General features: G+C 63.0%; 21 protein-coding genes. 12 read left to right on the top strand and 9 right to left on the bottom strand.

The window, feature by feature from the left end; translation table 11 throughout:
* Positions 1-100 precede the first annotated feature (100 nt).
* The 4 genes from F1C12_RS10125 to F1C12_RS10110 are packed head-to-tail and all read left to right on the top strand — an operon-like array spanning position 101 to position 4339.
* Complete coding sequence (locus F1C12_RS10125; RefSeq protein ID WP_185278890.1) at positions 101-1225, top strand: Gfo/Idh/MocA family protein; 1125 nt, start codon at positions 101-103, stop codon at positions 1223-1225.
* The gene (locus F1C12_RS10120) at positions 1225-2367 is read left to right on the top strand and encodes a dihydrodipicolinate synthase family protein (RefSeq protein ID WP_185278604.1); all 1143 of its coding nucleotides are present in this window, start codon (positions 1225-1227) and stop codon (positions 2365-2367) included. Before F1C12_RS10125 ends, F1C12_RS10120 begins: the two co-directional genes overlap by 1 nt.
* The gene (locus tag F1C12_RS10115; protein WP_258046210.1) at positions 2364-3230 is read left to right on the top strand and encodes a sugar phosphate isomerase/epimerase family protein; all 867 of its coding nucleotides are present in this window, start codon (positions 2364-2366) and stop codon (positions 3228-3230) included. Before F1C12_RS10120 ends, F1C12_RS10115 begins: the two co-directional genes overlap by 4 nt.
* A complete protein-coding gene (locus F1C12_RS10110) occupies positions 3227-4339 on the top strand; it encodes a glycerate kinase (RefSeq protein ID WP_185278602.1) in 1113 nt (370 codons plus the stop codon). The genes F1C12_RS10115 and F1C12_RS10110 overlap by 4 nt, the downstream gene beginning before the upstream one ends.
* Before the next feature lie 74 nt (positions 4340-4413).
* Here the strand turns inward: F1C12_RS10110 and F1C12_RS10105 are convergent, their stop codons facing one another.
* The 4 genes from F1C12_RS10105 to F1C12_RS10090 all read right to left on the bottom strand — a co-directional run bounded on the left by F1C12_RS10105 (position 4414) and on the right by F1C12_RS10090 (position 9645).
* A complete protein-coding gene (locus tag F1C12_RS10105) occupies positions 4414-5355 on the bottom strand; it encodes a sce7725 family protein (RefSeq protein ID WP_185278601.1) in 942 nt (313 codons plus the stop codon).
* A gap of 55 nt (positions 5356-5410) precedes the next feature.
* A complete protein-coding gene (locus F1C12_RS10100) occupies positions 5411-6298 on the bottom strand; it encodes a sce7726 family protein (protein WP_185278600.1) in 888 nt (295 codons plus the stop codon).
* A gap of 159 nt (positions 6299-6457) precedes the next feature.
* Entirely contained in the window at positions 6458-8530 is a 2073-nt protein-coding gene (locus F1C12_RS10095; protein WP_185278599.1) for a glycoside hydrolase family 36 protein, read from the bottom strand.
* A 65-nt stretch (positions 8531-8595) separates the two neighbouring features.
* Positions 8596-9645, bottom strand: a complete 1050-nt coding sequence (locus F1C12_RS10090; protein WP_258046209.1) for a LacI family DNA-binding transcriptional regulator — start codon at positions 9643-9645, stop codon at positions 8596-8598.
* 105 nt (positions 9646-9750) lie between these two features.
* On the opposite strand from F1C12_RS10090, the gene F1C12_RS10085 reads away from it, so the two are divergent.
* Positions 9751-11646, top strand: a complete 1896-nt coding sequence (locus F1C12_RS10085) for a glycoside hydrolase family 127 protein (RefSeq protein ID WP_258046208.1) — start codon at positions 9751-9753, stop codon at positions 11644-11646.
* A gap of 497 nt (positions 11647-12143) precedes the next feature.
* Here the strand turns inward: F1C12_RS10085 and F1C12_RS10080 are convergent, their stop codons facing one another.
* From F1C12_RS10080 to F1C12_RS10070, 3 genes are read right to left on the bottom strand one after another with little or no spacing between them, the layout of a single operon-like run.
* Positions 12144-12464, bottom strand: a complete 321-nt coding sequence (locus F1C12_RS10080) for a twin-arginine translocase TatA/TatE family subunit (RefSeq protein ID WP_185278598.1) — start codon at positions 12462-12464, stop codon at positions 12144-12146.
* A gap of 12 nt (positions 12465-12476) precedes the next feature.
* Positions 12477-13244 carry a twin-arginine translocase subunit TatC gene (tatC, locus tag F1C12_RS10075; protein ID WP_185278597.1) on the bottom strand — a complete coding sequence of 256 codons (768 nt, stop codon included), beginning with the start codon at positions 13242-13244 and terminating at the stop codon, positions 12477-12479.
* A 47-nt stretch (positions 13245-13291) separates the two neighbouring features.
* Positions 13292-13519, bottom strand: coding sequence for a twin-arginine translocase TatA/TatE family subunit (locus F1C12_RS10070; protein WP_185278596.1), 228 nt, complete (start codon positions 13517-13519; stop codon positions 13292-13294).
* Positions 13520-13860: 341 nt separating this feature from the next.
* Between F1C12_RS10070 and F1C12_RS10065 the strand changes: the two genes are divergently transcribed.
* The 6 genes from F1C12_RS10065 (at position 13861) to F1C12_RS10040 (ending at position 22306) form a co-directional block, all read left to right on the top strand.
* Entirely contained in the window at positions 13861-14862 is a 1002-nt protein-coding gene (locus F1C12_RS10065) for an ABC transporter permease (RefSeq protein WP_219732704.1), read from the top strand.
* A complete protein-coding gene (locus F1C12_RS10060) occupies positions 14859-15797 on the top strand; it encodes a carbohydrate ABC transporter permease (protein WP_185278595.1) in 939 nt (312 codons plus the stop codon). Before F1C12_RS10065 ends, F1C12_RS10060 begins: the two co-directional genes overlap by 4 nt.
* Positions 15798-15843: 46 nt before the next feature.
* On the top strand, positions 15844-17412 hold the full coding sequence (locus F1C12_RS10055) for an ABC transporter substrate-binding protein (protein WP_185278594.1): 1569 nt from the start codon (positions 15844-15846) through the stop codon (positions 17410-17412).
* A 77-nt stretch (positions 17413-17489) separates the two neighbouring features.
* A complete protein-coding gene (locus tag F1C12_RS10050; protein WP_185278593.1) occupies positions 17490-18347 on the top strand; it encodes an alpha/beta fold hydrolase in 858 nt (285 codons plus the stop codon).
* 281 nt (positions 18348-18628) lie between these two features.
* Positions 18629-21562, top strand: coding sequence for a Tat pathway signal sequence domain protein (locus F1C12_RS10045; protein WP_185278592.1), 2934 nt, complete (start codon positions 18629-18631; stop codon positions 21560-21562).
* A 63-nt stretch (positions 21563-21625) separates the two neighbouring features.
* Positions 21626-22306, top strand: a complete 681-nt coding sequence (locus tag F1C12_RS10040) for a ThuA domain-containing protein (protein WP_185278591.1) — start codon at positions 21626-21628, stop codon at positions 22304-22306.
* Between the two features lie 187 nt (positions 22307-22493).
* Here F1C12_RS10040 and F1C12_RS10035 read toward each other — a convergent pair whose 3' ends face one another.
* Both F1C12_RS10035 and F1C12_RS10030 read right to left on the bottom strand, forming a co-directional pair.
* Positions 22494-23462, bottom strand: coding sequence for a hydroxyacid dehydrogenase (locus F1C12_RS10035; protein WP_219732703.1), 969 nt, complete (start codon positions 23460-23462; stop codon positions 22494-22496).
* Positions 23459-24244, bottom strand: coding sequence for an alpha/beta fold hydrolase (locus F1C12_RS10030; RefSeq protein ID WP_185278589.1), 786 nt, complete (start codon positions 24242-24244; stop codon positions 23459-23461). The genes F1C12_RS10035 and F1C12_RS10030 overlap by 4 nt, the downstream gene beginning before the upstream one ends.
* Positions 24245-24394: 150 nt before the next feature.
* Here F1C12_RS10030 and F1C12_RS10025 point away from each other — a divergent pair, with 150 nt between their 5' ends.
* A complete protein-coding gene (locus tag F1C12_RS10025; protein ID WP_219732702.1) occupies positions 24395-25732 on the top strand; it encodes an ABC transporter substrate-binding protein in 1338 nt (445 codons plus the stop codon).
* Positions 25733-25735 lie beyond the last annotated feature (3 nt).

The raw sequence follows: 25735 nt of genomic DNA, 5'->3' as shown, positions 1-25735 counted from the left end.
TTGACCCTGTGACAGACGTCCCTGTACTCTCTGGTAAGCGCTTTCCACATTCGCACAAATCAAGGAGTACCCAGTGTCAACGTCGACCATCGGCATCATCATGAACGGCGTCTCTGGCCGTATGGGCTACCGCCAGCACCTGCTGCGTTCGATCCTCGCCATCCGCGAGCAAGGCGGGGTGCTCCTCGCCGACGGCAGTCGCGTCCAGGTTGAACCCATCCTGGTTGGCCGCAGCGAGGCCAAGTTGGCCGAGCTTGCCGCCAAGCACGGCATCGAGAACTTCAGCACCGACCTGGATGCGGTCCTCGCAGACGAACGCTGGCAGATCTACTCCGACTTCCTCGTCACGCAAGCCCGCGCATCCGCAATCAAGAAGGCTATCTCCGCCGGCAAGGCCATCTACACCGAAAAGCCGACCGCCGAATCGTTCGAGGAGGCGCTTGAGCTCGCCCGCCTCGCGCAAGCCGCCGGCATCAAGAACGGCGTCGTGCACGACAAGCTGTACCTGCCCGGCCTGCGCAAGCTGAAGCGCCTCATCGACTCCGGCTTCTTCGGCCGCATCCTTTCAGTGCGCGGCGAGTTCGGCTACTGGGTGTTCGAGGGCGACTGGCAGGCCGCGCAACGGCCGAGTTGGAACTACCGTGCGGAGGACGGCGGCGGCATCGTCGTCGACATGTTCCCGCACTGGTCGTACGTGCTGGAGAACCTGTTCGGCAGGGTCGAGTCCGTTTACGCGCACGCCGTGACCGAGATCCCGACCAGGGTCGACGAGAAGGGCGAGCCGTACACCGCAACCGCAGACGACGCCGCGTACGCGATCTTCCAGCTGGAGGGCGGTATCACTGCACAGCTCAACTCCTCCTGGACCACCCGGGTGAACCGGGATGAGCTGGTCGAGTTTCAGGTGGACGGCACCCTCGGCAGCGCCGTCGTCGGTCTGTTCGGCTGCAAGATCCAGCCGCGCAACGCCACCCCGAAGCCGGTCTGGAACCCGGACCTCGCCGACGAGCACGACTACGACACGGACTGGATCGAATCGCCCGCCAACGAGGTGTTCGAGAACGGTTTCAAGACGCAGTGGGAGGAGTTCATCCGCCACGTCGTCTACGACGCGCCCAACGCCTACGACTTCCTCGCCGGAGCGCGCGGCGTCCAGCTCGCCGAGCAGGGTCTCATCTCCTCACGCGAAGGCCGCCGCATTCACCTGCCCGAAGTGAGCATCTGATGACGTCCATCACTCTGCTCAACGCCGACGGAACAACCACCACGGCGCAACTCGAAGACGCGCCGATCTACACCCGACCTACGACGGGTTTGAAGTCTCGCGTCGCCTACGCCGCAGCGCACGTCATTCCGAAACCGTGGGCGGACAACGTGCCCGGCGCACCGGCCGACATCGACTGGGACGCGACCCTGGCCTACCGGCGGCACATCTACGGCTGGGGCCTCGGCGTCGCCGACGCGATGGACACAGCCCAGCGCAACATGGGATTAGACCCCGCTGCGACCCGTGAACTCATCGCACGCAGCGCCGACGACGCGCACGCGGTCGGAGGCCGCATCGTCGTCGGAGTGAATACCGATCACATCGAGGATGAGGTCATCCCCCTAGATGCAGTGATCGACGCATACAAGCAACAGCTCCATTTCACCGAAGATGCTGGCGCCGGCGTCGTTCTGATGGCCAGTCGGCACCTTGCTCGTGCTGCCCAGTCGCCCACCGACTACGAGCGTGTCTATCGGGAGGTGTTGGATGCGGCGTCCGCTCCGGTCGTCCTGCATTGGCTGGGTCCAGCGTTCGACCCGCAGCTTGCCGGCTACTTCGGTGACGTCGACACGGTGCTGCGCATCATCGAAACCGGCGTCGACAACGTCGACGGCATCAAGATGAGCCTGCTTGACGCGGACGCTGAGATTGCGTTGCGGTCCCAGCTACCCGAGCACGTCCGGATGTACACCGGTGACGACTTCAACTATGTGCGTCTGATCGCGGGCGAGGACGACGTTCATTCCGATGCGCTGCTGGGCGCATTCGCGGCGCTGGCGCCCACAGCATCCGCTGCGATTCAAGCGTTGGATGCCGGTGATGTCGGTCGCTACCGGGAGGTCCTCGGTCCGACCGAAGCGCTCTCCCGGCAGATCTTCGCCGCGCCGACGTACTACTACAAGACCGGTGTGGCGTTCCTCTCCTGGCTCAACGGACATCAAGCCTCCTTCACAATGGTCGGCGGGCTACACGCCGCACGGAGCCTTCCACACCTCTCGGAGATCGTCCGGCTCGCGAACGTGTCCGGAGCGCTCGAACGTCCGGAGCTCGCCGCAGCGCGATGGAGCCAGCTGCTGACTATGCATGGAGTGACAGCGTGACCACGGCACACCCTCGACTGTCCATCAACCAGGCGACGATCAAGTACGCGAACCTCGCCGACGCCCTCCAACTCACCGCGACCGCCGGCGTCCAATCGATCGGTCTGTGGCGTGAACCCGTTGCCGAGGTCGGTCTGCAGAATGCGACGCGTATGGTCGCCGACTCTGGCCTCCGAGTCTCAAGTCTTTGCCGCGGCGGCTTCTTCACCGCGTTCGAGGGCCCTGCTCGGCGCGCAGCGATCGATGAGAATCGTCGGGCCATCGACGAGTCGGCCGCTCTTGCGGCAGCAGGTGCCGCGGGATCGGCACCGGTACTCGTCCTCGTCGCCGGGGGCTTACCGGACCGTTCCACCGATCTGATCGGGGCTCGCAGCCGTGTTGCCGAGGCCATCGCCGAACTCGTGCCAGATGCACAGGCAGCCGGCGTCACCCTCGCAATTGAGCCGCTGCACCCGATGTACGCCGCCGACAGGGCCGTGATTTCCACCCTTGGCCAAGCCCTCGACATCGCTGAGCCGTTCCCCGCCTCGTCTGTCGGGGTGGTGGTCGACACGTTTCACATCTGGTGGGACCCGGAGGTGCTGACCCAGATCGAGCGGGCCGGTGCGGCCGGGCGGATCGCAAGCTACCAGGTGTGCGATTTCCTCACCCCGATCCCGTCCGACGCGTTGCTCGCGCGCGGCATGATGGGCGATGGGCACGTCGACTTTCGGAGTCTCACCCGGGCAATCACTGCTACCGGGTATGCAGGCGATGTCGAGGTAGAGATCTTCAACGCCGAGATCTGGGACACAGAGCCGGCGGAAGTGGTCGCGCGAACGGTTGATGCGTTCGCCGCGTGCATACCGCTGGCACTCCCATGACCGCCTCGCACGAGTCGGCCAGGGTGGTCATCGCCCCGGACTCGTTCAAAGGCTCCGCATCAGCATCAGAAGTTGCGGCTGCGATAGCTGCCGGCTGGCGATCGGTGCGACCCGATGATCACGTCGTTGTCGCGCCGATGGCGGACGGCGGCGAAGGCACCATCGACGCGTTTCGGTCCGCATACCTTGACGCGCAGGAGCGGCCGCTCACCGTGCTCGGACCCGCCGGCGAGCCTCACCGTACGTCATGGCTGCTGCTGCCGGACAACACGGCAATCATCGAGCTGGCCTCTACGAGCGGGGTCAGCCTTCTGCGCGAATTGGCTCCATTGGATGCCCACACTTTCGGGTTCGGTCAAGCCATTGCGGCGGCACTTGCGTCTGGTGCATCCCGTCTGGTGCTTGCCATCGGGTCCAGTGCCTCGACGGACGGGGGAGTCGGCGCGCTCACCGCCCTCGGCGCATCGTTCATGAACAAATCGGGCCGCCCAGTGCCGTTGGGAGGGCGAGGGCTCGCCGAGATCGCCGCGGTCGACCTGTCCACGTTGCGGCCGCTCCCACCAGGAGGGGTGCAGATCCTCAGCGATGTCACCAACCCTCTCTTGGGACCGAACGGCGCTGCCGGCGTCTACGGTCCGCAGAAGGGAGCATCAGCAGATGTGATCGCGAAACTTGAAGCCGGGCTGCGTAACCTCCAACAGGCGCTTGGTCGTGCGGACAGCGCCGGTGCCGGTGCCGCCGGTGGGACCGGCTACGGACTCCTAGCATGGGGCGCCACACTCCACTCCGGAGCCTCCGCCGTCGGCGACATTCTTGGACTGCCGGGGATCGTCCAGAACGCTGACGTCCTCATCACCGGCGAGGGGCGATACGACAGCCAGTCGGCGTCGGGAAAGGTCCCGCATTACGTGTCGCAGTTGGGGCGAGCCAACGGACGGCAGACGTTTCTCGTTGCTGGGGCGATCGCCGCAGACACACGCGGATATGGCATTGCACTTAGCCTGACCGACCTCGCCGGGGGCGTGGATGCCGCTACCCGTGAGCCAGAGCGATGGGCCCGAACGGCTGGTGCGTCCCTGGCCCGAGTCTACCCAGCATTGCGCCGATGAACGGGCCGCGCGCCGACCTGCCAGGCGGGCCGAAGCCCTCGTCGGGAGCATGGCAGCGCATTGGCGCTGGCACGCTAAATGCCAAGCTCCCGCGCGATGGTGATGATGTGGTGGGACGTCTGCCACGCCTTATAGCCGGCGCCGTTCGTGGCCCGACGGTCCCGATGTAGTGTCAGGAACTCGTCAAGCCCCGGAGAACTGTCAAACCGTGTCGGCGTCACCCGCACCTGCTCAGCCAGGTGGTCAAGCGCCTCGAGGAACTTGGTGGAGTTCGTCCCATCGCCCTGCGTGGTCGAGTCAGAGACGAAATGCTGGACGTTGATGTCACCGCTGTCTCGGAAGCTCATGTGCAGGGCAATCGCCGCGGCAGGGCCACCGCCACCACTGTTCATCCGCGGAGGCATCGGCGTGAAGTCCGAGAATCCCGGTCTGCCCGCGGCGGCATACGTTGCGTGATCGTCGTCGAAGGTTTCGATTCCGCTGTAGCTAGCGTTCTTGTCCTGCGCGTTGAACGCATCACGCACGACCACCACGCTGCCAGCCCCGAAAGCATTCACATACGCGTTAGGTGTAGCGGTGGCGTAAACGAAGATCAGCGCGTTCGCCCCCCCCAGCGCGGTCTTCACATCAGCGGCAGACAGCGTGCTGGAGCGCACAACGACGCCGACAGGCTGTGAGGGGTAGGTGGTCGCGAAGGCGCTCACCTCGCCGAGAGGCGTCGTCGGGAGGATCAAGAGCGTCGGACGGACGACTGGTGATGCCAGCCAACTCGAGAAGTCAGACTGCCATTGAGCCAACGCGGCCAGATCCGCCAGCTGCCCCTGCGACGGGTTTGTAATCACGTACAGCTGCGCGTTGGCGGTCGCGAAGTCGGTGAAGACTGCACGCTCCAACGCCTTGATCGATCGAACCGGTTCCAGAATGGGAAAGATCCGTTGCGGGGTTCCCAGGAGCGCCGCGACGCTCTTGAGCGCCTTGAGCTCACCCTCCTTGCCGTGCAGGTATGGAAAGTACATAGCGGATCCCCCTCTTATCGGTGCCCGCTAAGACTGTCGGTCCTGACCGGGTCTCTCAACCCTCCAAAACGAGGGTAAGCGGTTTCCTCAATCGGTCCACGAGGCGTTCGCGGCCCACCTTGGAAAGGTCCACTCCGTACGCCAAAGCCCGGAGCGCGTCGGGGAACCCGTCGCGCGAGGTGAGGTCGATCGCTGTGGTGGATCGCCCGCGCAACGCACGAATGGTTTGTTCGTGGGCAACATCCACCGGGAGGCCGCTGAAGAGTTCCCGCGCTCGTTTCCAGGCGTCTCCGGACGGCACGTCGAGTTGGTAGCCGACAGCGTTGCCGAGGGCTTCGATGGCTTCGCTGGTGCGCAGCATCTGGAATAGGTGATCCGAGCGCAAACGGTCGAGGCCGCCCACACTCGGCCTGATCGTCGTCATGGCGCCGTTTCGTTGCAGAGCGATGATCCCGACATGCGCGGGCAACGACGCCTCGGCAGCAGCAGCCTTCGAAGTCGACGTCACCACGTTCACATGCTCGCTCCGTGTGGAGTAGTCGCGGATCTGGCCTTCGAGACGGGCGAACGAGTCCAGCTCCGTTTTGATCTCGTACGTCGTCGACGTGCCGTTGAAGACCACGACGTCAGCGTACGAAAGTCCCATCTGCAGTTCCAGCTGGGCGGCAGCAGTCCGAGAAGTGTGCCTCCCGAACACGATCTTGGAGATGATCGTGTTCTTGTAGAGGTACTCGTTGCGATAATTCGAGCGAAGGTAGTTGTGGCCAGCCTCGAACGCCTCGGCCAATGTCTGCTCGCTGGGATCGCTGACCAGCGGGGCCAGGAGCTCTACCTTCCTCGCGCGACCGCCTGGGCGCGCGTCGGCGAGGGCGCGGAAGACAGCGGTCGTGAAAACCTCCGCGACCGCCGGACGGGACGCCGACGTACTCCTCCGAACCACCATCGCAGCTTACCCACCTTCTCTCCGACCGCCGGACGCGGACTCACTAGAGATGTATGCGGCCAAGCATTCTCCTCTCGGCGGGGCGCCTCCGCGCCTGACACGCGCGCAGGAGGTGAGGCCCAGGGCCGTGGGTGTGGCGGTCGCGGGCCTTCCGAGTCGTCAGGCGTCGATGCGGCGCGAATACACTCGGGCGGACATCGATGGCGCCTTGAGCACGAGGTCTCCCGCGTCCGTTTTGCCGGTCGCCCACTGCTGTGCATTGTCCCCATCGGCTGGGAACACGCACTTGAGGTGCGAGGTGCCGGGGATCACGATCGGTTGCTCTTCGGCGTCGCGGTTCCACACGAAAAGCAGCTCGTCGTCGTCTCCGTCGAGTTCCAGTGTGACGACGGGGCTATCCCAATCGGGCAGGCCCAATGGCCAACGTGGGATCGTCGTCTGCAGCCAGCTGGCACGATTCTTCGCGAACGCTACCGCGGAGTGGACCAAGCCAATTTGGCTGGGACGTAGCTCATTGAGGAAGCCTGAGAGGTAGAGTCGGCCGGCGAGACCGGACACGAGAGTGAAGATCGTCTCCTCGTCGTTCATCGCCGCCGATGGGTACGCCCAGTTGCCGCACTGTTCTGGAAGGACGGTCATCGGGCTGGACGCCGACACTGGCGGGTAGAGCTTGAAGTCCTGCTGATCCGAGGTCGAAAGGATGTGCGCGTGGCGAAGGACCGCGTAGTCCAAGCGCATACCGCCTGAGCTGCAATGCTCCAGCAGCAGGCCGGGGTGTCGGCGCTGGATGTCGGCCAGCCAGTCAGCGAACTCCCGAATGTGACCAAGCAGACCGTCTCCTGGCGCGATCACCCCCAGGTCAGTACCAGGTCCGTTGTTGATGTTGTAATCCAACTTGAAGTAGCCGATGCCGTACGTTTCCACGAGGTGATCGACAGTCTCGTCAAGATGCCGACGTGCAGCAGGGTGACGCAGGTCAAGCCGGTAACGGTTGTGCTCAACGATTCGTTCGCCGAACCGGCTGAAAAACGCCTCCTCAGGGAGGGAAATGGCCAGAGGGCTGAGTACCCCGACGACTTCTGGCTCCAGCCAGAGCCCGGGTGTCATCCCTTTTGAACGAATCCGGTCGGTCAGTGCGCGCAGGCCACCTTCGAACCGTCCTTCCAGTTCACGCCACTCACCAACGGTGTCCCACCAGTCTCCGAACCCTGACCAGCCAGCATCGATCATGAAGTATTCAGCGCCGACTTCCTCAGCAGCATCGATCAAAGGGGTGAGCGTTTCCGTTGTCGCTGCCCCCATCAACGTGTTCATGAAGTCGTTGTAGATGACCGGAAGGGCCGCCGGCTTCGGCGTGATCTGGCGCCGGTAGGCGGTGAGCTCACCAACCACGCCTTCAATGTGGTTGGTGGAGATCGCGATAGCTGCCGGGACCGACTCGAAGCTCTCCCCGGGAACCAGGCGACGCGCGAAGTGGCTCTCAAGGTCGGTGGGTCCCGACATCGTGACCGTCGCACCTGCCCGGCTCTGTACTACCTCCCACTGCCAACCGGCACCGGACTCGATCTGCCAACCCGCGGCAAGCGAGGAGCTTCGATCAATAAGGATGCCGACCGGGAGGTATGCGCCGGACGACCAGGCGCCGTTGCTTGAGACCGCGAACCGTCCACGCGCGTCCTGATCGTGGAACGTGAGGTTGAGCTGCGGTAGCAGGTCGCGCAGCGGCTGAACGTGCCAGCGGTTCTCGGCCAGCCATTCGTTGCTGGCCCACGCCAACTCCAAGTCATCGAGCTGCGGTTCGCTGTGGCCGACTCCGATCGTCGTCGCGAGCGCTGTGAGGACCTGCGGAACGCCCGAATCGTTGACGACTCGGTGAGTGATGCGAACGACGGAGAGGCCGTTCCAACAAGTCAGGCTGCTCTCCACGAAGAGACCGGTGATCGGGTCGCGCTGCTTCACACGCAACGTTTCGGTCGCTTCCTCAGTCGTCAGCTCTGTGTCAATCACTCGAAGTCGTGTCCCGACAGCTGACTCAATGTAGCTTTGGCTGCTGCGTGCGCGCTGCTCAGCTGCGGTGAACAGCTCAACGAGCGGCGACGGCCGCAGCAACGAATCGACGTCATCCAATGCTCCCACCGTCCAATGAGCCGGCTGCTCGTCAGACCATTGGACGCGGAATTCCTTTCCTTCGGCGTGGGGGAGTGCGAGCACGTTCGCGGGCGCAGCGGACATGGGTGAAGAGAGCCTTTCCGACAGTGACAGCTCGGGGTCAGGTGCAGAACTGGTCAGGTGAAGAACTAAAGGCGAGGAATCGTGGAGTCTCGAATCACCACTGAGCACGGCAGATACTCGATACCCGCATTCGATGAGAAATCTGGGTCATAAAGTCGTTGCGCGGCGGTTCGGCCCAACCGTTCCAAGTTCAGATCGACCGTGGTCAGCGACGGCCGCGAGTTCGCGGCCAGCAGCGTCCAGTTGTCCACTCCCATGACGGCAATCTGGCCGGGAACGTCGATGCCTCGCTCCCGGAGGGTATCGAGTGCGCCCCGCGCGATTTGGTCGCTGCCGCAGAGGATTGCGTCGATGGGTTCGTCGCGGTCCAGGACCATCGCCGTAGCCGCACGTCCCCACCCTTCGGACCAGTCTCCGAACAAAGGCGTGCCGACGAGCTCCATCTTGTTCTCGGCGAGGGTGTCAACGATTCCCTCAAGCCTTTTGCGCGCGGCAGAGTGCGGAGCCTCCCCGGAAATGTGAGCGATCCGGCGGCGGCCGGAATAGATCAGGTGCTGCGCCGCAATCTGCCCAACCTGATAGTTGTCAACGGTGACCGATACATCTTCTGGGTCCTCTGACATCGCGTACGCGTAGACGATCGGCAAGCCGAGGTCACGGCCGAGGGACGGGCGAAGGTCGGTCTGATTGCCGACAATGATGACGCCTTCAACCCGTCGTTGGATCAGCGCGTTCAAGAGCGTCTGCTCCCGGACGTCGTCACCGCGGGCGTCGCAGAGGAAGGCGAAGACCTTATCCGAGCCGAGTGCGTCTTCGACGCCCATCAGGATCGGCAGAGCGAACCGCCCGTCGAGATCACTGGTGATGACGCCAACTGTTCCGGTGCGGCCGTTCATGAGCCCGCGTGCCAACGTGTTTGGTACATAGCCGAGTTCTCGAGCCGCGTCTTCCACCCGGGCACGAGTGGCCTGACTCACATCGATCTTCGCATTTAGCGCTTTCGAAGCGGTCGCTTGGGAGACGTTTGCCAGCTTGGCGACATCCGCCAGGCTGGCGCCTCCTTCTTTGGTTAGGCTCATCGTCTTCCCCGGTTTTTCGCGGTATTCAGCGATCAAGAACTGATTCGACTATACGGCAGAAAGCTCTGTCTTGGAATTCGTAAGCGTTTGCGATATTTTCGAAGATACTTCCTGCACCCGTTCCGTTCTGAGGAGAAACAGTTGCACACCGAAGTGCTCGCCGCGCCCAAAAGGGCAGCGGCGCCGGTTACACCGACCATCGGCGAACTGGAACCGATCGGGGTTCCATCCGTTCACCTGTCGGCGGGTTTCTGGGGTGACAGGCAGAAGCTCAACGCGGAAGCGATCATTCCGCACGCCGTTGAATGGGTGGACCGGCTCGGTTGGACCGCGAACCTCGCCGCCGCCCGTTCTGGACAGCCCTACACCCACCGTGGCCGCGAGTTCGCCGACTCAGAGATCTACAAGCTCATCGAGGCGATGTCGTGGGAGGTCGCCCGCGGCTCGACGGCGCTGGAGCCCGTCCTCGACCGGTTCATTACCCTCGTTGAGGGAGCGCAGGATCCCGACGGGTATGTGCAGACCCTTTTCGGTCGCCCGTGGCAACGCCCGCGCTACTCGGACTTCAAATGGGGCCACGAGCTCTACTGTTTCGGTCACCTCATGCAGGCGGCTGTGGCACACCATCGCGCCACCGGTAGCGATCGACTGTTGAAGGTCGCAATCCGGCTTGCCGACCACGTCTGCGTGATGTTCGGGCCTGACGGCCTCAACCAGGTGTGCGGGCACGCCGAAGTGGAGCTGGGGCTGGTGGAACTGCATCGGATCACCGGCGAGCAGAAGTATCTGGACCAGGCGGCGTTGTTCATCGAACGTCGCGGCGAGGGCACCCTGCCGCTGTTCGAGTTCGGCCGGGCATTCTGGCAGGACGACATGCGGGTTCGCGACGCCGACGTCCTCCGCGGTCACGCGGTTCGCGCGCTGTACCTAGCGGCGGGGGCCGTCGACGTGGCTGTGGAGTCCGGTGACACCGAACTGCTGGACGCTCTGGAGCTGCAGTGGCGGAACACGGTGGCGAAGCGGACGTACATCACTGGGGGAATGGGATCCCACCACATGGATGAGGCTTTCGGCGAGGACTTCGTCCTGCCTCCGGATCGGTCGTACTGTGAGACCTGCGCCGGCGTCGCCTCGATCATGTTCAGCTGGCGTCTGCTGCTTGCCACCGGGAAAGTCGAGTATGCCGACTTGATCGAACGGACGCTCTATAACGTCGTCGCGACGTCGCCGGCTGCTGACGGTCGTTCCTTCTTCTACGCCAACGTCCTTCATCAGCGGGTCGAGCACGTTCCGCCACCGCTGAACGAGGACGGAGTCGTGATCCGCGGTGGCGCGTCTGGCCGTCAGCCCTGGTTCGAGGTGTCTTGCTGCCCCCCGAATGTTGCGCGCACTCTCGCGAGCATCGGGTGTTACATCGCTACGCACTCCGCGAGCAGTCTCCAGATCCACCAGTTCGCCTCCGCACGCATCACCGTCGATGGCTGGGACGTCGAAATGCAGACCGACTACCCAGCTGATGGTCGAGTGACAATCCTCGTGCACAGTGCGCCCGACGGTGCAGGTTCGCTCGAATTCCGTGTTCCTTCCTGGGCCGGTACCGCGGTGCTCTCCGACCGGGCCGGGCAGCGAGCCGTCCTGCCGGGATATGCGTCCGCGCCTGTTCGCGACGGTGACCGACTGACCATCGAGTTTCCGCTCGAGGTTCGGGTGAGCTACCCGGATGACCGGATCGATGCTGTCCGCGACACCGTCGCGTTTGAGCGTGGTCCCGAGGTGTATGCGTTGGAGTCGATTGATCTGCCAGAAAACGGAAGCATCGACGACGTACGTGTTTACGCCGACAGCGGCCGATACGACGGAACGACCGTCCGGGTGAGGGTGGGCCAAGTCGGACGAGAGCGAGATCGACCGTGGCCGTTCGCCGCCGAGTCCGTCCACATCGGTGCCGCCGCCGCCGAGGTGCCCCTCGTGCGCTATCACGAATGGGCCGAACGAGGACCTTCGACCATGCGAGTGTTCCTTCCTGCACTGCACTGACCGACGCTTCCCGGCAACCAGACTGAGACGCTCGCCGCCGGGACGCCGACCACTCGGCGAAGCCCTGACCAGCGAGCGTCGACGCGGAATGTCCGGCACTGCCCTAACGGCACGCCGGACATTTCTGTCTCCGCGAACCGATCCAGCCACTGCCCCCTCCGCGCCTGAGTTCCTCTGCTCCGATCGCGCCCGAAGAAGGGGGGGCGAACATAAGGGCTCGACGCGATCGCTCCTGCGGGGCGTAGGGCGGGTTGGGGCCGTTGACGTCGCGCTCATGGGGACCCGGGACGGTTTGAGCCGATTCGCTATCGACGTGTTGCCGGCGGTCGCGGCCACGTGACAGCTCACCCGGTGTGGTTCGGAAGGCGCGAGTTGCGCACATGATGCGTCATCGTGGCCGGCCTGCGAGACAAGAATGGGAGGCTGCCCACGGCAGCCTCCCATTCGCCCTTACGCCCCGCGTCTCCCTGCACTGAATAGACGGAGCGTGAGTCTGTTCAGTCGGCGCGTTTCTCCTCGGCGGCGACAGTAAGCGGTTCCTCAATCGATGCTCGAGCAGGCGGGGAATCGATGGTCAAAGCCTCGCGAATGATCTGGCGAGGGTCGTACTGGCGCGGATCCAAGCGTTTCCAATCGATCTCATCGAACTCCGGTCCCACCTCCTCGCGCATTCGATGGGAGGCGTCAGTGGCGAATGCTTTCGCTCCGCGCACGAATCGGCCCAACGCCGCGGCAGCTGCCGGCAGACGCTGCGGTCCGATCAGGAACGCGGCGATAGCGCCGATGATCAACAGTTTGTCGAAGGTGAGTCCAAGCATGGGAGAGAATCCTCACTCCACAGAAGTGGGTGCCAGCATTTGCCGAGTCTCGGCTTCAAGCCGACGCTCGCGACGGCGGTCGTTGACGACGGTGATGCCGCACGCGGCGATGTAGAGAACCAGCATCGGCGCCGCCAGCAGCAGCATCGACAGTACGTCGGCGGCCGGGGTCGCGATCGCAGTGAAGAGACAGATTCCAATGACGGCCCACCGCCAGGAGTGCAGCACCGCCGTGCCTGAGACGACACCCGCCAAGTTAAGGACCACAACGAAGACCGGCAGAACAAACGCGACACCGGTGACGATGACTAGCTTCATCACGAAGTCGAAGTAGCCGCTCGCGTCGATGTATGACGAGGACCCGGCAGGTGCGAACCCCGTCATCAGCTGGACGATGTGCGGCATCACGAAGAGCCCAGCCGCACAACCTGCAATGAAGAGTGGGATAGCCGCGCCAAGAAAGCCGAAGGTGTACCACTTCTCGCGGCGAGTCAGCGCCGGCACAAAGAACGCGAAGATCTGATAAAGCCAGACCGGGCTTGAGATGACCAGACCCGTGATGATCGCGATCTCTATCCGCAGATCAAACGCGGCCGACACCGACGGGAAGTTGATCGCCACCGGCCTGCCCTGAGTCGATGCAGCAATTGTCACAGGCGTTCGCAGCCAATTCAGGACGAGGGAGGAAACGAACCAGCCGGCGACGGCCCCGACGATCACTCCAAGCGCTGACCGGAATAGCCGCTTGCGTAGTTCACGTAGATGCTCCAGTAACCCCATCCGGGCTTCCCGGTTGGGGGTTCGTGAACGCCCCATGATCGCCTCGATCAGGCGTGTCGAGCGGACGCGTCCGTCGACTCGACCGCGCCGTTGTCCCTGTTGGCGACCGAGGTGTCCTCGCCAGAGGTCGCCGGCTTATCGCGAACTTCCTTCTGGAGGATCTTCACCGACTGACCAACGCTCCGCGCGAGAGCCGGCAGTTTTGCGGCACCGAAGACGAGAAGCACGACAGCCAACAGGATCAGCGCGTGCCACCCGGTCAAATTGCCAAACATGGTAACTCCTTTGTTCACCCACGCCCCACTGGCAGCGGGGCTGCCGACAATCGTCACACGCTCTTCGCAACTTCGCAAGCGCATTCGGCACTTTCGATAATCACGCTTTGATCACAGTGCGCACTCTCTTCCCTGTGTTGGCGGGCTGTCGCCCAGGTCGCCCCTTGTCTGCAAAGACTCAGAGTTGACGAGGCTGAGGGAGTGTGCCAATCTCTCCTCAAGCGCTTTCGAAATTTCGAGGCGAGCAACGACGCTAGGAGATGTGATGCACAGCGAGGTGCCTACCGTGGCAACGCTGCAGTCGGCAGTGTCAGCTGAAGGTCCCGAAAGACGGGACAGCAATGGCTGACATGCTCAGCGCCGACCAGGGAATCGCGCAGACGGCCGAGACCAACGCGCAGCGCCGGAAGAAGAATCGTAAAGCTACCCGCCTTCGATTCAGCCGCCGCGACTATGGGCTGGTCATCTTGGCGCTGCCGGCAGTGGTGTTCTTCCTGATCTTCTCGTACGGGCCGATGGCGGGCCTGGTCGTGGCGTTTAAGAACTTCAACATCACCGACGGCGTATTCAACTCACCGTGGAACGGTTTTGACAACTTCGCGTTCTTCTTCAGTTCCGGAGACGCGGGCCACATTCTGTTCAACACGATCTTCCTGAACGTGCTGTTCCTGGCAGCGACGATGATCTCCGGAGTTCTGCTTGCTCTGATGCTCAACGAGATCAAGGGGCGTCTGGTCAAGCGGGGGCTGCAGTCGATCGTGTTCGTCCCCTACTTCGTCTCGCCGATCATCGTCAGTATCTTCCTCCAGGTGTTCCTCGCCGGCGTCGGCGGCCGGGGCGGTCTGGTCAACGACGCACTCAACGTGTTCGGTGCGCCCTCTGTGTCCTGGTACACCACCCCGGGACCGTGGCCCTGGATCCTGACATTCGTCAAGATCTGGCAGCAAGCGGGCTATCTCAGCGTGATCTTCCTGGCCGCCATCACCGCCATCCCTGAAGAGGTGTACGAAGCCGGTGTCATCGACGGGGCGTCTCGAGCGCAGATGGCCTTCCGCATCACCGTTCCCTTGCTCATCCCGACTGCGGCGATCCTGCTCGTTCTCGGAGTGGGGCGCATCTTCTACGGCGACTTCGGGACGATCTACGCGATCGTCGGCGACAACGGAACGCTCTTCCCAACTACCGACGTCATCGACACTTACGTCTTCAGAGCTCTGCGCACCCTCGGCGATTTCGGCACCACCGCGGCAATCGGCCTGTTCCAGTCCGTTGTCGGTCTGGTCCTGGTCACCATCGCGACGCTCATCCAGCGCAAGGTTTCCAAAGAATCGAGCATCCTGTGACAACCACTACCACCGCCCCGCAGTCCGCTAACGACGGCCAGATGCTCGAGCTGCCGGCACCGGCCACTCGCCGATCGGCGCGACGACGTCCCGAGTCGTTCACTGTCATCAGCTACATCGGGGTGAGCCTGTTCGCCCTGATCTGTATCTTCCCGTTCTGGCTGATCGTTTCCGGTTCGTTCACGAGCGAGAAGGTTCTCTCGCGCACCGGGTACTCGCTCTGGCCTTCGCCTTTCTCCCTCGACGCGTACATCGCCATCTTCACCGGTCCACGGCTTGGACTGGCCTATTTCTCGACGATCTTCATCACCGCGGTCGGAACCTTCCTGGCGGTTATGGCAACCTCAGGGATTAGCTGGGTGATCGCCCGCGGGCTGCCGCGGATCAGTCGGTTCCTCGCGGTGTTCTCCTATATCCCGATGATCTTCGCCGGCGGCCTGGTCCCTTTCTACATTCTGGTCACCCAGTATCTGCAACTGCGCGACAGCTACTTTGCGGTCATCCTGCCGTTGATGGTCGCTCCGTTCCTCATTTTTGTTCAGGTCAGCTTCTTCCGAGGTATCCCGATCGAGCTGCTTGAATCTGCGCGGCTGGACGGGGCCGGCGAGCTCAGAATCTTCTTCCGCATCGTGCTCCCGCTATCCAAACCAGTCATCGCAGTCATCGCGCTGTTCTACGCCGTGACGTATTGGAACGACTGGTTCATGGCGCTGCTATTTATTAGCAACACCGACATGTACCCGCTGCAGTTGGTGCTACAGAACCTGATCTCGTCGGTATCCAACGCGGCGAACCTTTCCAACGCTCCCGCCGCCCCGGTCTACCAGCTCCGTCTGGCAATGACCGTCGTCACCGTCGGCCCGATCCTCCTCGCTTACCCATTCGCACAGCGCTATTTCGTCAAAGGTCTGACGCTCGGCGCTTCGAAGGGTTGACACGACCCTGCACCCACCCGCACCACGCTCACTGAAAGGTAGTCACATGTCAGCATCCACCAATGGCGCTGCGCTGTCGCGACGCGGTTTCCTCGCGGGAACCGGCGGAGCTCTCGCCATGTTCGCGCTGGCCGCCTGCACCCCGGGCGGCGCCGCTGGCAGCGGCAAGGAATACAGCCTGCTGCTGCCCGGTGTCGCTCCAACCGGCAACTGGAACGGCGTCCTCGCCGCGCTCAACAAGAAACTGCAGGCGGACAAGGGCTTCACCATCAAGCCCGAGTTCATCAACTGGACGAACTACCCGACCCAGTCCGTCCTGAAGTTCACCTCCGGCGAGAAGTTCCAGACCGCCCTCTCGGCACGGTGGCTGAACATGCAGAAGCTGGTCGCCTCCAAGGCCATCGTCGGCCTTAGCGACAAGCTCAACAGCGGCCAGTACAGCAACATCACCAAGACCGTCTCCAAGCGGGTCATCGACTCCAACCTGTGGGACGGCCAGCTCTACGGCATTCCCGCCGTGAACACCGCCGCCCGAGTGATCAACTTCACCGTCCGAGGTGATCTCGTCGACAAGTATGCCCACGGGGAGCTCGCCGACTACGACGCGCTCGAGAAGTTCTGGTACGACATCAAGCAGCACGAATCGGGAATGACCCCCTACGTCGACTCCGGTAACTCCGCTCTGATCGACGTCATCGGCTCCCCGACTGCCTCGTGGACTCGCGCGGCCTGGGAGAACCCGAACCGGATGCCCGTCGGCTTCTCCAACAACTCGATCCTCTACTTCCCGGCCCTCGACGCTACCAAGACCGGCAGCGCCAACCTCGTGCCGTTCTACGAGGACCAGAACTCGATCGACTCGATGAAGCTCGTCCGCAAGTACTACCAGGACGGCATCATCAACGCCGACGCTCTGAACACCGACGCGGCCACCCGCGACGGATTGTTCAACCAGGGCGGCGCCGCCACTGTTTGGGCGATCACCGACGGCACCGCGACCAGCTCGCACCTGCCGCTGCTGAAGAAGGCCGTCCCGAACGCCAGCGTCATGACCGTCCTTCCGTTCCGCGACGGCAAGAAGGCCAAGCCCAACCAGACCTTCCAGGCCGACAACCAGGTCGTCGTTAACGCGCGCGGCGACGTCGACGCCGCCCTCGAACTGATCGACTGGGTCTCCATCAAGGAGAACCACGACCTGCTCCAGTACGGCATCGAGGGCACCGACTGGAAGGCCGTAGGCGACACCAAGTACCGGCAGGTCAGCGACTACAACGGCTTCCCCGGATACGCACTCAGCTGGCGAGTCCCGCTCGAGCGTCGCTCCACCGACATCAGCGAGTCCGAGGCCGGATGGCTGGACTGGGCCCAGGACTACAACAACTTCACAACCGACCCGTTCGCCACCTTCATCCCCGACCTGACACCGGTTCAGAAGGAAGACGCTCAGGTCCAGGCAGCCCTCGTCCAGTACGGGCTGCCGCTGGCGGTGGGTGCAGTCGATGTCGACAAGGGTCTCAGCGACCTGAAGAAGGCCGTTGACACCGCCGGCGCCGACAAGGTGCGCGAGGAGCTCGAGAAGCAGGCCAACGCCTACCTGAAGAAGCAGAAGAAGTAAACAACACACCACGTGCAACGCGGGGCGAAGCCGAGACGGCTTCGCTCCGCGTTCCAAAACAGACTGCGAGGAGTGACGTGAGCAAGGGCGCTGTCTTTGGGCTTAGCGGATACCGCACCGTCAACGGTCACCGCACGTTCATGCTTGACCTCGGCGAGCCGAGCAGCGACACACTCTTTGTCCTCATCCACGGTTGGGGGAGCACCTGCTCAGCATGGGCGGAAGTGCTTCCTGGTCTCCTTCGAATCGGCTGCGCGATCGGACTGGATCTGCGTGGTCACGGAGGCACTCCAGCAGGCGACATTCCCGTCACTATCGACCTGCTGGTAAACGACGTCATCGCGGCAATAGAACAGTCGCGACGAAACCGCGTCATCCTCATCGGACATTCGCTCGGCGGGTCAATCGCCACGATGGTCGCCGTGAGACGCCCAGACCTCGTGGACGGTGTGGTGTCCATTGATCCCTCCTACGGCGCCCGCGCGTCGGAGATGAGGGACGTGCCGAACCGGCTGGCTGCCTACCGGCGAGATGGGGGACTAGACCCAGCCGAATCGATCGAGGGTGGATTCTCCGCGGGCGCGGATTACGGCCTCAAGCTGCGGGCAGCTCACGACGTTGCCACGACGCCCGCCGCGGTACTTTCTTCCATCTACGAGTCGAACTACCTCACCAGCAACGCAATCGGACCGATCACCGGAGCAGCGCGTTGGGTTGGGGCGCGAGTGACACCTACACTCGCGTTCTACCCGAACCCCGAACGCGCACGTGTCGATATTGAACACGGGCACCAGACCTCGATCAGCATCTGGAACGGAGCCGGCCACTTTCTCCATCAAGAACGACCGGACCAGTTCGTTGCAGAGATCAAACGCTGGTTGGCCGGCCTCGAGAACGACATCACCGAGTTCGATCAGGACCTCACCCGACAGTGAATATCGGTCAGCCACTCGGCTGAGGCGACGGTTACGAGATTCGGTCGCGTAGCACCGCATCGCGAGTGGAATCCCGCGTCACGCGGCGTTCACCCGTGCCCAAGCAGACCGCAGTGTCTAACCCATATTGGGTGTCATTTTCGAAGCAAATTCGAAAGCGATCGAAAGCGTCCAGGAGCCTTGGCAATGCTCATCATGTGATCTACGCTGACGGGGCAAGCGCTTTCCACAACGATGTGAGAGGAACATCAGTGGCCACAGAATTATCGCGCAGAACCGCCTTGATCGGCGGAGCAAGCGCTGTCAGCGCAGCGGTGCTCAGCAGCACCGCTTGGAGCTACACCGACGTCCAATCCGACAAGAAGATGACACCGCCGAGCACCGGCCCGCTGGATACCGTCATCTTCGGCGACCCCACTTCAGAGACCGCCCACGGCCTGACCGCCATCAGCTCCACCACTGTGGCCGGCGATCTGAGCCAGAGCGCGCGGGTTCTGAACCCGCTCAGCCCAGCACAGTTCTGGGGCGGCTCCGTGACGTTCACGATCAAGGTCGCGCCGACCGGCACCACCTACGTCAGCATCAAGCTGTTCGGCGGAGAGTCCACCCCGGACGACAACCACGACTGGCGTCTTCAGTTCTTCATCAACGGCCAGAGCCTGGGCTATCTCGAGCAGGGGAACATCGACAACGCCGACCTGCGGACAACGGAAGAGCGATTCCCTGGCCGTTTCTTCGTTCACACACTCCCGCTTCCCGAAAAGCTCACCCAGGGCAAGACTTCTTTGCAGTTGGAAGTGAAATCCTTCGGCAGCATCTACGCATACGGCCAGAACGCGGCGCAGTTCTTCGGGAACCAGACCACTGACTCGCGGAAGCTGTACCGTGCCTACAGCCACGCGGATCCGTACTTCGTGCCGGCGTCAGACGACGTGTTCGGCAATGCGCCCACGCCGACCACACGAGCGAACACGGACGCAGCAGCGCTGGCAACGATCCGAGCTCGCGTGCTCAGCGACCAGCAGAGCCTGATATACGGATCCGATCACTCCACCACCGACGGATGGGGTATGGAGACGATCGCCCGCGGTTACTTCTGGAAGGACGGCGCCGGATACAACAACCCCGACGCACTTCGGGCAACGTGCGAAGCAATCGACGGCCGTTACCGGGCGTGGAAGAAGGACGCCACGGTCCTCACTGGTTCTGACCAGCAGTGGCAGGGCTTCGGCCGCGTCGGCCTGGTCACTGCCCTGCTTTGGAACGAACAAGGCTTCCAGAGCGAGCTCGCCAAGTCCGTGTCGACCGGCGCCACCCAGTTCGTCAACCCCGGATTCGAACTCGGAACCGCCATGCCCACCGGCTGGACTTGGATCACCTGGGCCGGCCCAGGCACCGCCAGCCGAGACACCACCGAACACCACACGGGAACCTCATCGCTGAAGATCGCGGCAGGCGGCGGTCCCGGCGACACCCTCGTCGGGCCTTCCGGCCGAATCCAGGTCGGCGCCGGCTCCTTCACTTACTCGGTTTGGGTGAAGACGGACGCCGCCAACGCAAAAGCCGGCATGGACGCCGTGTTCTGGGACGGCAACAACGTGTTCACAGGCGGAGACCACAACATTTTCGCGCCCGCCGGGTCAACCGGCTGGACGCTCGTCACCAACACCATCACCGTCCCGGCTGGTGCCACCCAGGCCGAGATCTGGTTCCGCACCGCTCCGGGAACGACGGCGTACTTCGACGACCTCACTATCGTCGCCCAGCCGCCCGCGCAGGCATCCCCGGTCGCCCGGCGAGACGCATACACCGACATGCTCAAATCCAGCCGCGACTACTGGGTGCAGAACTTCCGGCACTACAGCAACCAGGCACAGATCACCGCCATCGGCATTTACCAGGCCAACCGTGGACTCAGCCTGCTCTCACCGCAGGACGCATGGCCGGAGGATCAGGCGCGTGAATGGGCGCGTGAGGCGGTCGGCATCAAGCCGTGGCTGGGAGTGCTGCAGGCCGACGGTTCCCGTTCCAAGCCGCTCGGCAGCAACTACTTCACCACTACACCGGCGGGACTCACTCGCGAACTCGGCTATGTCGGCAACTACGGTGAGGTGACCGACTGGCTGGTGATGCTCTACGAGTCGATGACCGACGGGGCAAATCCGGTCAACCCGACCGATATCCGGGACCAGATCGTGAAGATGATCAAAGCGCGGTCCTACTTCCGCTACTTCGACATCGACAAAGACGGCAACAAGCTCGGCCGGCTGGAAACCGAGATCGGCTGGCGCAACGAGGTCTACCCCGGTGAGATCGCGTACGCGGAACGTACGGCCTGGGACTCCAACCCGCTCATGGCCGCAGTCGCGTTCAGCGACGCAGACATCATCGGCTGGACCCAGGAGATGATCGGTGACGGCCAGTTCGCACCGCAACTCGATCTCCTGCTGACCAATTTCAGCGCACGAGTCGGATTGAACGCGTTCCGGCTGATCTCTCGCGACCTTCCAGGATTCCAGGCGCTGCCCAACTCCAACAGCCGGCTGCCCGGCAACTGGGACGCACCAAACTTCCTGTTCACCGATGAGACCAATGGGGTGGTGGCGGTCAAGTACGGCGAGGAAATGTTCTACGCCTCCACGTACTGGCGGGCCCGGCAGGGCATCAACAAGATCGCCCGCGTGCACCTGGTGCGACCCGCCGAGAACCGCTGCGCGATCGTCCGTGAGGAGATCGCGGGTCAGGTCTCCGCCAACACCTATACGGTGCCGGACTGGGTTACCTGGGATTTCGCCATCAACGACGGAACTGGCAAGCCCAGCTTCATCCCCGGAGGTGGTTTCCCGCCGCCCGGTGACGCTATCCACCAGGCGCTTGCGGGAGACGTTCTCGCGTTGGCGAAGATCCCTGCCGATATCCCCGATCCGACGCTCGGCGCTGCCGCCATTCCTGGTGTGGAATCGATGCTCGTCGGCAAAGCGCCGTTCTACAAGTTCGAGTACGGGCCCTACATCATCGGGCAGAACACCACCGCCAATCAGACGTTCACACTCAAGACCGACGGAAAGGGCAAGGCCGAACTGCTCACCTCGGGCAAGCCGGACAAGCACGGACGGCAGAATTGCCAGCGGACAACGATCGAACTCGGCAGCTCCGTCAAGGTGCCGGCGATGACGACAGTGGTGCTGCGCATCCCCGACGCCGCCAGTAAGTAGCGGCACACTCACCAAGGGCCGGGTCGCCAACGGGCGGCCCGGCCCGCAACCATGTGAAGGACCATGAACCGCACAGCCCTCATCCTCAGCGGCAGCGGCCGCTACGCTGATCCGTGGCACCCCTTTGCGGCCACCACAGAGCGGTTGGCAGGCATCCTCGCCGAAGAAGGCTTCATCGTGAATGTCGACGGCAACGTCGACGAGCGGCTGGCCCACCTGCCGGAGAACCCACCTGACCTCCTGGTCGTCAACATCGGCGATCCCGCTCTCAACTACCCTGATGACCCTCAACCGGCGGCTGAAGCCCGCGCTCGTGCTGGCCTACTGTGGTACGTGCGGGAAGGGCTTCCCATTCTCGCGATGCACACGTCGGTCACCTCTCTACGTGGCATTCCAGACTGGCCGCGCATTATCGGAGGCATCTGGCGGCGCGGCACGAGCTACCACCCGGACTATGGCACCGCCGCGATCCGCATCGGACCCGCTCACACCGAAGTCAACGATAAGATCCAAGACTTCTCCGTCGACGATGAGCGATACACCGACCTTGACGTAGAACCGGACAACACTATTCTGGCTACCCACGAAGAAGGCGGCCGAGATCATCCGATCATTTGGCAACGCACGTATGGTCCGAAGGGCGCTCGCGTCGTCCTCGACGCTCTGGGTCACGACACCGCCTCCTATGACTCCACGGAGCACGTCGCCCTGCTGTCCCACGCTGTTCGCTGGCTCACTACCTGACGCGAGGTCGTCAGGCTGGTCCGCGGGAGGCGCCCAAAGCGCTCCCACAGCTGAGGACAGGAGCGGGTCCGCGCGAAGACGGCGGGCTGCCGTTGCGACAGCCTGAATCGCCGTACGACACTACGCAATCAAGCTAGCGCCGGGCCGCAGCCTCGACTGTTCGCGCAGTAGAGGAGATGCCCCTGTCCTACGCGGGTGTTGCGAACGATTCATCAACGGCGACGCGACGCAGCTCCGCGATCACATGCTTGCCGATTCGCAGGAGTTCGGTACCGGTTGACCCAGCCATGTGTGGAGTGAGGACCACGTTGGGTAGATCCCAGAACGGTGAATCAGCGGGCAACGGCTCGGCCGGGTCGGTGACGTCAAGGACCGCGTTAATGCGACCGGAAATCAACTGTTGAAGCAGCGCCTCGTCATCGACAAGCGAACCTCGAGCGGTATTTATGATGGTGGCCCCATCGCTCAGTGAGGCAAGCTCGGATTTACCGACAAGGTGGTGCGTTTCTGGCGTAGCCGGTGCATGAATGGAGACGACATCGCTGCGCTTGAACAACTCGGCAAGCGGCACAAGCTCGACGCCCAGTTCCGCTGCTCCGACCTCCGACAGATACGGGTCGTAGAGGACGATTTCCAGGTCGAAAGGTCGAAGCAGCTCCACCACCCGGCGGCCGATGCGGGAAGCGCCGACGATCCCCACAGTCTTGTACGCGTTGCCTGCGAACGGGAACGCGACCTCTCGGTCGATGAAACGGCGATGCTGACGGTACAAACGCTCGGAGCGGAATACCTCTTTGTTCGCCAACAGAATCATCGCCAAGGTGTACTCGGCGACGGGTACCGCGTTCACATCGGCTGCGATCGAGACTCGCATCAATCGCCGCTCCCGAACGGCGGGGGGCACCGGCGAGTATCCGCCGGCGTGAACGATGGCATCCACATTCGGCAGTCGCTCGATGATTTCCACGGTCAGTTCCGGTGCACCCCACCCTGTGACGAGGACCTCAGCGTCGTGGATCCGTTCCAGCACGTCGTCGGTGAACGCGGTGACTACAGGCCCTAGCCGGGTCCCCGGAACGGACGACAAAGCGTGTAGGTCGGCGCCGAAGAGCCGTTCAGCCAGCAGCGCAGATCCCATCAAGACGGCGTATTTCACTTCGGCTCTTTCATCAGAGAAGCGGTAAGGGCACTCATCACAGTAATTTCGGCCCATCGAGCGGAATCGGAAGCAAACCGGATCGGATCCTCCAAGTGCAGAAAATGGCCCGCGCCGTCCCACACGCGTATATCCGACCCTGCGGGTGCAGGCAAGGCCCGCTCCTGCAGCGCACGCTCCAACGTCGAGTGGAAAGCGAGCACCGGCCGAGTGCGTCGCTTCGCCGCGCGGAAAGTCTGAGTCCAGAGGCCGACAGCATCCGCGTCGACGTACTCCGAGCGCAGGTAGCTGGAGATCACGGATGCTGGCGTCGCCGACAAGTCGTTGAGGATCCGTTCGCGATCCGGCCCGCTCAATGCGGGCCCGAACGACTCCGCGAAGAACTCCGCCAATGCTGAAGGACCGGCCTGATTGATCTGCGCCGCCCACTCGATCATGGGCATCAACTGATGGTCCTCGGCCGCGTACGCGGGATCAATCACGATCTCGCCGCCCAGCTTCTCGGGGACCAGCGCCTGAAGGCGGAGTGTGACCTGGGCCCCCATTGAATGACCGACCACGATCACCGGACTCCGTAGCTCCTCGATGAGCTCAGCAACGGACTCAACAGCGTCGGCGATGGTCGGACGTCGTCCGGACTGCTCCCCGGGCGAACCGGGCAGGCGCGCCGCCACGACCGGCGCATCCCAGCGGTCTTTCAAAGCGTCGAGCACGGGGCGCCACGACTCCGCAGAGCCTGCCCAGCCGTGGACGAGCACCATTGGAATCGGTTCGAAACTCACGCGCAAACACTCCATCACTTAACTACACTGTCTGCCCCACTCTGCCGGAAATGTAAACAGATTGCAAGCGCTGTCCCAGACGCAACGGCAATCAAACACTAGTTGACATCCACTGATTGGCGTCTTATGGTGATAGCGCTTGCTCCAAGAGTGGGCACCTTCATCAAAGGAGAGAAGATGGCAACACGCAGGCGCTTCGCGGCCGTTGCGGCGATCGGGCTCGCGCTCACCCTCGCCGCGTGCAGTTCCACCGCTGGAAGCAATCCGACGTCCACCAGCACCGAGAAGGTCCAGCTGACCTTCTGGGGCAACACCCAGGGGCAAAAAGACCAGGTCGCCCTCTGGAATGAAAGCCACCCGAACACACTGGTGACCTACGTTCAGCAGGGCGGTGACTCCGACCTGACCCAGGCAGTCCAGAACGCAGCGAAGGCTGGCAACGCGCCCGACTTGTTCCAGATGCCGCGCGGAACATCCGTATCGTTCCTCGTCGAGGGAGTCACCCAGGACATCTCGAAGTGGTTCAACAACGACGACAAGGCGTTCGACAAGACCGCCTACGACTTCGTCCACATCGGCAAGGTCGCGGTCGGCGTCCCCTACGCGACCAACCCGACCTTCAACGCGATCAATGCGAAGACGTTCGCGCAGTTCGGCTATTCCGCTCCCAAGAACTGGGATGAGGCGATCCAGCAGGCGATCGAGATGAACAAGAAGGGCGTGAAGAGCTTCAACTTCCCTGGCGAAGACCCGTCCTACCTTCGCGACTGGGCCACCCAGGCCGGCGCGCAGTGGTGGTCCTCCGATGGGAACAAGTGGAAGGTCGGATTCACCTCAAGCCAGTCTCTCGCGGCGGGTGATCTAGTCCAGAAGGTGATCGACAACAATCTGGACGCCAACTACACGTACATCGAGTGGGACGCGCTGATGCAGTTCTTCAGCTCAGGCCAGCTGTCCCAGTTCACGACGTCGACCTGGCAGCTTCCGGTGTACGAGCAGAACTTCGCGAAGTCGGTCGGAGACTGGGAACTCGCTTCCTACCCCACCTGGAAGGACGGCGGAAAGCTCGTATCTCCGAGTTACTTCAACGCGTACGGGGTTTCGAAGGCGACCAAGCACCCGCAACAGGCTGTCGAATTCGCTCGGTGGCTCGCGACGAACCCCAAGTCGGTTGCCCTCCTGGCCGACACCGTCAAGGGTGCGGCAACGTTCCCCGTCGTCGCTGACTCGTCGAAGTACATCGAAGGGCTGCTCCCGTCGAAACTGCTCGGCGACACCAAGAAGGACGCACCTGCAGTGATCGAGAAGGCGGTGCAGACCAGCAGGTCGATGAAGGATGGACCTGACCAGTCCGCAGCCCTGGAAGAGCTCGCGACCTGGTGGGCGAAGGCCGTCAGCAAGCAGGTCACCGTCCGTCAGGTGCTTGAGCACATGCAAGAGTGGACCGTCTCGGACCTCCAGTCCAAGCACATCAGTGTCGCCAAATAGAAG

The sequence above is a fragment of the Leifsonia shinshuensis genome, from assembly GCF_014217625.1.
GTDB lineage: Bacteria > Actinomycetota > Actinomycetes > Actinomycetales > Microbacteriaceae > Leifsonia > Leifsonia shinshuensis_A.
This window is presented reverse-complemented; position numbering and strand designations above follow the sequence as displayed.